Below are 7,426 nucleotides of genomic sequence, written 5' to 3'. Positions count from 1 at the left end.
AATGGCATTAGGACACAATTTAAGAAAGAAAATTGCTTCTTAAGGACAATTTTTGCCTTATTCATAAAAATAAAAAATATCCGAAATTGAATAGAAATAAAAAAACCGTCTCAAAATTTAATATTGAGACGGCTTCTTTTACTTATAAAAAATGAGGATTGTTAATTATTTAGGATTTTGGCTGTTTTTTTTATATTTTCTTTTAATAATTTAGCAATTTCTTTATTACCATCATTATCATTTGGGTTAATTTCAATTATTCCATCTGAATTTCCATCTTTAGCAGTTGTTAAATCAATTGTGTGCAAAGAGTTTAAAAACTGATTAATATTAAATTGAACAGTAAAATTTACTTTTCCATTCTCAACTTTAACACCTGTGTTTCTTCCTAAATCCAAATTTTCACTTGTATCATGCCAAAAGACAAAAGGTATTCCATTTATAGTTCCTTCAATGTAAATTGATTTGTCATATAATTTGTGGGTGTTTGATAAACTCTTATCTTTATGAAACTTAAATCGTAATTCTTTATAAGTTCCATTTGGTACAAAAGCATCTCCAATAGTTTCTGATAGTACGTCTGTACTATTTAGTAAATCAATTTGATACGGGCCTCTAAATTGAATCTCATCTGTATCTAAATTACTGTTTATGTCGTCATCATTTTTAAAAACAACATCCCGAATTGAAATTTGGAAATCTGTGAATACCACGTTAGAATTAGTTTCTTTTTTATAAAGTGACTTTTTAGCAGCTGATTTAGATGCGTTTACAGTTAATTGAATGCGACCGTTATTGTCATCTTCTGAACAACTGAACATTAATAAACTAATTAATAATAGTAGTAATACGTTAAATTTTTTCATTGTTTGTTTGTTTGTTTAGGATTTTTATATATCTAATTTTTTTGAAAAGTTAAATAATCTGTCCCGCCATTTCCTCCACTAATATCTATCAATTCAATTTTAGAACTTGTTTGGGAAATAAAGTCCCAATCGTCGGATAATTCTTCAAAATCTGGTGGTGATGTAAACATAATATTAAAATCTAAATCGTTCTGACTGCCACTACTGCTGCTGCTGCTATTGGTTATGCTCCAAGTGCCAGTATAGGTGTTCGTTCCATTTGTAGCGGTTAATACATTGCTTGGTCCAAATGTAAAATTATACCCAGTAAAATGGGTGGTTTCATCCTTACCACTATCTATAAATTTAGTAATCCGAAAGGTGCCACTTTTAACATTTGTTTCAATTTTAATTTTAACAATATCGTTTGTTATAGCGCCATCATCATTGCTTGAGCAAGCACTTAATGACAATGATAAAACGAAGAATAGAGCTGCGAATTTAATTAGTAAGTGTTTCATTATCAGTGTTTTTAAATTATTTTATACCTGTTTTATTTTATATTTTTAAAAATCAATTGATACTATTTAATTATTCTTTTTTAACGCTAAATGTTTAAAAAAATTATTGAGGAAAACCATTGGCTTGCCACGTTTTAATATTTTGAATTTGAGTAGTGGTTAATTTGTTCCCGTTTTTTGGCATATTGCCAGTTTCAATTTGATTTATTAAACCTCTATTTTCAATGGCACTTTTGACAGTAGCATACGTATTTAAAGACATTGGTGCATTATTGGTTGGAGTAGCCCCGTGACAACTTGTGCAATTTTCACTCATAATTGAACTTATAGTGTTGGTATAGGTAATGTTAGATGCCGGCGGATTATTGGGTGGTATTATATCATCATCATCGCTGTTAGAAGAACAGGATGCAAAAATGAATAATGAAAAGAAACACGATAATGCAAGTAATTTTTTCATAATATTGATTTTAGAATTAGTAATTATATTTTTATTTTTTAATATATTTTTTCTGCTTCTTTTTCATTCTTCAAGTAAAAATCTCTCGAAATATTAAATCCAAAGTGAATATCTCCTTTAAAGAAATCTCCATTTGTTTCTGCTATAAAACCTTTTTCAATCATTGCTCTTGAATTTGTGAAAATAAGTTGAAATACATGCCCACCAGTTTCAATATCTAACCCAAGAGCTATTGAATTTTTGGTTGGAATTGAATTGAAAGAATTATGTAAATAATAATATTCTCCATTGATAGATAAATGTTTAGCCACTTTAATTTTGGTTCCAATGCCTAACGCATAAATATCATTTGGATCTGTAGAGCCAGATACGGTGTTATAATGTATATAGGTAGGAGTAAGTTGAAGCGAAAACCCAGAATTAAATTTTCGTGCTATTAATACCTGACTTGTATATGTCAATCGGTCGCTAAAATTTGGTTTATCAAGTGGATCATAATCCTTTAGGGTTTTTTCTACACCACTTGCAAACAAAGTAACACTTAACGGAACTACTTGATTACCAGTTTTTTGTTTTATTAATCTATATTTTAAATAACCGTCATAAACTTTTTCAAAAGAGCTTCTACCCAATGCAACTGCAAAATCATTTGTAATAGCATATTCTAACCCAAAACGAATATTTGATTGGTCTAATCCAAACAAATCATAGGCACCAGAATTAATTTGCCCGAATCTATGCTGAATTAAAAATTCCAAAACACCTTTTTGTCTAGTTTCAATGGAATGCCCATTCATTATTTTTGTTCCGTTGAAGGTACTTGTAACAATGGTAGTAATGTTCAAAGATTCTTGTTCTAAAATATCATCCAAGTTTTGAGAATTCACTTGATTTGATACCATAAAAATTAAAATGATAAATGGTATATTTTTCATTTGATTAAAATTTAAGATTTTTATAAAACTCATTTATTTATAAGGTTTGTGTTGTAAATCAAAGCTCACTTTAATGGTTTTTGCAATATTATTTATAACTACTGTTGGAATGTTAATATCAAAATCTGCTACATCAGCCATGAAATTCCCAGAAATGTTAATTTGATCTTTTAAAATTAATAATTTTGCTGTTGTTTTTATTTCTTTTTCTTTTCCATGAACAGATAATATTCCAATTATTTCAACCGTGGTATTTGTACTTTCTAATTCATTAAAATTCGCTATAAACCCTTTAAAAGTGGCTTTTGGATATTTATGAGATTCAATATAGCTTTCATTAAAATGTTCTTGCATCAATGCTTTTTTAAACATAAAAGATTTCATTAAAAGTTGTATCTCAATTTCACCTGTTTTTTTATCGATAACGCTTAAAACTTGAAAATTATCGGCTTTAATATCTTCCACCAACGTATGTGAGAAAAAAGATACAAAACCTTCTTTTGTTAAATATTTTTCTTGAGAAAAAGATTGAACTGACATTAAAAATAATACGAATATTAAAAATTTATTTTTCATCAAAATTGTCATTAGTTAATATACATCTAACCATTATAATATCTAATAAGTAACCTGTACAAACACCTTTTATTATAATTTGGTCGTTTTTTTTAAGTTTCAGAACATTTAAATTAGCTTCTGGCAGCATTTGGCAAATAATACTTGTCAACCCCTTGGAATCACGTAATGTAATAGTACTTATTCCGTTATTAAAAGAAATATTAGCAATTTCACCTTTTACAAGTATTAAATTATCGACGTATATTTTATTTGCTAAATGTTCATCTGCTTGAAAGTCATTTATTATTTTTTGAGCCGTAGCTTCTATTTTAGCTTTCGTATTTTCAATATCAATAAAAGGTTTATTGTATAAATATATAACATAAAATAGACCAATAATACTTATAGTTAAAAGTATGAACACTATTTTAATTTTTAATGTTTTCATTGTTTTGAAATTATTTAAATAATAACCTTTCAATTTATTTGAATGAATTTTTAAATCGATCTTTCAATAATATTTTATTTAATTAAGATAAAAGTCCAATTTAGTTTAACTACTAAATACATTAGATAATAAAAACAAGACTTTATCAAAAATTTATAATGCTATTGTTAAATAGCCAATAGATGAACAGGCTGCAACCTACTTAATTAGTTGGCCTCTAATTTCCCCACCAGGAAATGCTGCAGTATGAATATTTACATAATAAAGTCCAGCATTAAGGTCAGCCTCTTGAGTTGCATCCAAAGCAATACTTGTTAAAGTTATTGGAGAAGTAAAACTGGCAAAAGGAAAAACAGCAGAGCCACTTACACCAATTGCACCTTTGTGAATATGTCCGTTTGTAGGAGCTGCAACAGTGTGTGTTACTGTAATTGTGAAAATTTTTGTAAGTGTATTAAATGTTAATGTTGCCGATCCTGTTGCTGTTGAGGCATTAGGCGTTGATTCATTTGCACCATTCAAGGTAGCTTTAAAAGTTACATTTGGATCAGGAACTGTTTCATCGTCATTACTGCAGGATACGATGCCCGATAGAATAAAAAAGACTGCTAATGATAAAAATTTTGTTTTCATAAGGATAGAATTTTATTTAAATTTGTTTTAACTTAAACAAATAAAAGAAGATCACTTTTTTAAAGCAATTAAAATTAGGTGAAATGGAAAAAATGGAGGTTAAAAGGGAAATAAATGAACTAAATAATAAATAAATTTTTGAAAAGAGAAAAATTATACCTGCTTACTTTACTAGTAATATCCCTTATAGTCTTTGTGATAGGATATTTTAATATGAACTATTTGATAAAAGTTAGTACTAGCCAATTTTTAGAAATTCAAATAGAATCGAGTCAGAGAGAAGCGCGGGAATTTTCAAATTTGGTTTCATTTCAAATTGCAAACGGTACTCATAGAGATACTATTATTAATAATATTCAAAAAAGTATCGAAGGTACAAATATTGAATCTGGTTTTATATGTATGTTCGATTGGTCTGGTGTTGAAATTTGCCACCCTGATCCTCAAAAAATTGGAAAAAAAGTTAGCCCAAATGAATCTTATGTTAGGCCACTTGATGATGGAATTGACTCTGAAGATTTTTATCAATTATTAAAAAACAAAGAACAACGAGGAGGATTACGAGAATTTAGTACCAATAGAAGCTCTGAAATAATTTATTTATATCCCGTTAAAAATTCTGATTGGATTATTGCAGCACACGCTAATATTGATAAAATAGATAAAGAAATTAATAAACTAAAGGTAACTTTTATATTAGTGTATTTATTAACAGGAATATCAATTATTTTATTATCAGTAATTTTTATAAGGTATTTGAGTAATTATTTTGAAAAGGAATTAGAATTAAAAAACCAACTTTTAATGGGTGAAGTTTTAACCCTTTCAAAGTTAAATGCCAATTTAACAGACTATAGAAATAAAATTAATGAAAAAATTGATACAGAAATAGATTTAGGGGATGAAAATGATGAGGGTTCAAAAATTAAAAAAAGAGTATTAACATATGTAAAAGATAAATTAATTTCTATTAAAGTTGAGCAAATTGCTTTTATTTTTACAGAACTTTCAATAACATCAATAATGTGTTTGGATGGAAAAAAATATACTTCAAATTCAAGTTTAGATGAACTTTATAGTAGTTTAGATCATTCTATTTTTTTTAGAGCGAATAGGCAATACATTATTTCGGTAAAAGCAATTGACGAAATTTTAAAGTATGGAAATAATCAATTAAAAATTAAGACTAAATTGGATACTGCCATTATAATTAGTAAAAATACAGCCTCTGAATTTAAGAAATGGCTTAATTCGTAGTACAAATTTTATTTTCCGATACAAGGTTTAACTATTTTTTTAAAGTAAGATCTTTATGGACAAAAGGCATAATAAATCAAAAAAAAGTAGTATTGAAATTAACACATTGACCTTATATAGCTTTTATTGTTGATAATCTACACTATACAATTTTAGGGTATTAAAAGGGTAAAAAAATGTACTAGAAATAGTAAAAAAGGGATAAATAAAAAGGCTTTAATTGTATATTTCATAAAATGGAAAGCAAATGAGTAAGCACAAAATGTGTTTTTATTGGTAGAAAAGCAATTTTTCAAAATAAATCAACTTGATGTACGATCATTTATCAAAAACTGAAAGCACTATAATATAGTTATTTAAGGCCAAGAAATTTAAGATGTAATAAATTTGATGATTGTTATGGTTAGTTTTATATTTGTTAAAAATAAATGCAAAAAAAGTCTTCTTAGCACCCTAATTTATGAAATTTAAACATATAATTTATAGCCTCTTAGCGGTAGGGTTGTTGGTAATGGTCACATATAGGTCAATTGACAATAAAAAAGAAAACAGCCAAGGAAAGCAAAAAGGTGGAAGCCAATCAGCCCTTACAGTGGATGGGATGGTATTGAAACCTCAAAAATTTTCTGAAAATCTGTCCCTTTCGGGCTCGTTGGAAGCCAATGAACAATTGGAGTTGCGAAGCGAAATTTCAGGAATTGTTGAAAAAATTAATTTTAAGGAAGGAAGTAAGGTGTTAAAAGGACAGATCCTTTTTCTGGTGAATGATTTGGAATTAAGGGCGCGGTTGGCCAAAGTGCAGACGGCACAAAAACTGGCTTCTGAAAACATGCGCAGGGCAAAACTTCTTTTGGAAAAAGAAGCCATAAGTCAGGAAGAATATGATATTTCTGAAGCCGATTTTCAATTTGCACGTGCAGAATCCCAACTAGTTGCAGCACAATTGGCAAAGGCAACGGTTCGTGCTCCTTTTTCAGGAATTATTGGACTGCGTTATATTTCTCAGGGATCCTATGTAACGTCATCAACCGCCATTGCTAGTTTGGTGAATACAGATCAATTAAAGATCACGTTCTCTAATGCTCATGATTCCTTCTTTATTAGTAGTAATGTCAATTTTTAAACAACGTTTTAGTACCACTGAAGGTTGAAAATTGAAATGGTATTTTTGAATATTCTGTTTAGTAATTAGGTTTTTGAGATTGGGATTGGATTTAAAACCAACTTTAAAGTTTTCAATATTTTTTTAATCTACAATTTCAATACCGTCCACAACATTCAGGAACCACCATCAATTCACCTTATTTAGTTTTTGGCCACAAAAAAATATATAAGTTAACATTATACCAACAATTATAACACAATTAAAGTCAAAATGGCAATAAATAAAATTAAATAGTTCTTATCTAAGGCGATATAAATAAGGGGTAAATAAGGTTAAAGTTAAATAGATTACTTTCCGATACAGATATAGCAAAATTATTACCTATTAAATCTTCGGTAGATACTTTTCTCGTTATCGACCCTTATTATATAATTTTTTCTAACTCTCTTTATTTTTTGTAATGATAATAATTACCCTAATGAAATCATTTGTTATAATCGGCAATATGTTATATTGAATTATTTTAACTGATTGTCCGTTTTCTATCATAACCCTGTAATGCTTGCTATTACTAGCCTATCGAATAATTTTTCTTCAAAATATCTTCTGTTAAGCTTATAAACGAACTCATTTAGGTACAATTGAAGATATTTTCCTTTAATTT

At 28.1% G+C, this 7,426-nt stretch carries 9 protein-coding genes and 1 pseudogene; 2 read left to right on the top strand and 8 right to left on the bottom strand.

Annotated elements, in window-relative coordinates:
• Positions 1–161: 161 nt before the first annotated feature.
• The 7 genes from Q8S45_RS02275 to Q8S45_RS02245 form a co-directional block, all read right to left on the bottom strand.
• Positions 162–866, bottom strand: coding sequence for a DUF4382 domain-containing protein (locus Q8S45_RS02275; RefSeq protein ID WP_305600850.1), 705 nt, complete (start codon positions 864–866; stop codon positions 162–164).
• Positions 867–898: 32 nt separating this feature from the next.
• Positions 899–1,366 carry a hypothetical protein gene (locus Q8S45_RS02270; RefSeq protein WP_305600848.1) on the bottom strand — a complete coding sequence of 156 codons (468 nt, stop codon included), beginning with the start codon at positions 1,364–1,366 and terminating at the stop codon, positions 899–901.
• A gap of 103 nt (positions 1,367–1,469) precedes the next feature.
• Positions 1,470–1,826 carry a c-type cytochrome gene (locus tag Q8S45_RS02265; protein ID WP_305600846.1) on the bottom strand — a complete coding sequence of 119 codons (357 nt, stop codon included), beginning with the start codon at positions 1,824–1,826 and terminating at the stop codon, positions 1,470–1,472.
• A 38-nt stretch (positions 1,827–1,864) separates the two neighbouring features.
• Entirely contained in the window at positions 1,865–2,761 is an 897-nt protein-coding gene (locus Q8S45_RS02260; RefSeq protein WP_305600844.1) for a DUF5777 family beta-barrel protein, read from the bottom strand.
• Positions 2,762–2,794: 33 nt separating this feature from the next.
• Positions 2,795–3,337 carry a YceI family protein gene (locus Q8S45_RS02255; protein WP_305600843.1) on the bottom strand — a complete coding sequence of 181 codons (543 nt, stop codon included), beginning with the start codon at positions 3,335–3,337 and terminating at the stop codon, positions 2,795–2,797.
• Entirely contained in the window at positions 3,327–3,767 is a 441-nt protein-coding gene (locus Q8S45_RS02250; RefSeq protein WP_305600842.1) for a hypothetical protein, read from the bottom strand. The genes Q8S45_RS02255 and Q8S45_RS02250 overlap by 11 nt, the downstream gene beginning before the upstream one ends.
• A 198-nt stretch (positions 3,768–3,965) precedes the next feature.
• Complete coding sequence (locus tag Q8S45_RS02245; RefSeq protein WP_305600841.1) at positions 3,966–4,400, bottom strand: CHRD domain-containing protein; 435 nt, start codon at positions 4,398–4,400, stop codon at positions 3,966–3,968.
• A 213-nt stretch (positions 4,401–4,613) separates the two neighbouring features.
• Between Q8S45_RS02245 and Q8S45_RS02240 the strand changes: the two genes are divergently transcribed.
• Together Q8S45_RS02240 and Q8S45_RS02235 are read left to right on the top strand one after the other, a co-directional pair.
• Complete coding sequence (locus tag Q8S45_RS02240; RefSeq protein WP_305600839.1) at positions 4,614–5,657, top strand: LytTR family transcriptional regulator; 1,044 nt, start codon at positions 4,614–4,616, stop codon at positions 5,655–5,657.
• A gap of 511 nt (positions 5,658–6,168) precedes the next feature.
• Positions 6,169–6,780 (top strand): efflux RND transporter periplasmic adaptor subunit, encoded by a 612-nt coding sequence (locus Q8S45_RS02235; protein WP_305600837.1) that lies wholly within the window; start codon positions 6,169–6,171, stop codon positions 6,778–6,780.
• A gap of 527 nt (positions 6,781–7,307) precedes the next feature.
• On the opposite strand, the pseudogene Q8S45_RS02230 reads toward Q8S45_RS02235, so the two are convergent.
• A pseudogene (locus Q8S45_RS02230) lies at positions 7,308–7,426 on the bottom strand (IS1595 family transposase); the annotation flags it as partial.

The organism is Lutibacter sp., assembly GCF_030692605.1.
Lineage (GTDB): Bacteria > Bacteroidota > Bacteroidia > Flavobacteriales > Flavobacteriaceae > Lutibacter.
Note: the sequence above shows the minus strand (reverse complement) of the source record. Positions and strands in the feature narration are given on the sequence as shown.

Coding starts and splice junctions, on each gene's coding strand:
- Q8S45_RS02275 (WP_305600850.1), bottom strand. CDS start 866: ATGAAAAAATTTAACGTATTACTACTATTATTAATTAGTTTATTAATG.
- Q8S45_RS02270 (WP_305600848.1), bottom strand. CDS start 1,366: ATGAAACACTTACTAATTAAATTCGCAGCTCTATTCTTCGTTTTATCA.
- Q8S45_RS02265 (WP_305600846.1), bottom strand. CDS start 1,826: ATGAAAAAATTACTTGCATTATCGTGTTTCTTTTCATTATTCATTTTT.
- Q8S45_RS02260 (WP_305600844.1), bottom strand. CDS start 2,761: ATGAAAAATATACCATTTATCATTTTAATTTTTATGGTATCAAATCAA.
- Q8S45_RS02255 (WP_305600843.1), bottom strand. CDS start 3,337: ATGAAAAATAAATTTTTAATATTCGTATTATTTTTAATGTCAGTTCAA.
- Q8S45_RS02250 (WP_305600842.1), bottom strand. CDS start 3,767: ATGAAAACATTAAAAATTAAAATAGTGTTCATACTTTTAACTATAAGT.
- Q8S45_RS02245 (WP_305600841.1), bottom strand. CDS start 4,400: ATGAAAACAAAATTTTTATCATTAGCAGTCTTTTTTATTCTATCGGGC.
- Q8S45_RS02240 (WP_305600839.1), top strand. CDS start 4,614: ATGAACTATTTGATAAAAGTTAGTACTAGCCAATTTTTAGAAATTCAA.
- Q8S45_RS02235 (WP_305600837.1), top strand. CDS start 6,169: ATGGTCACATATAGGTCAATTGACAATAAAAAAGAAAACAGCCAAGGA.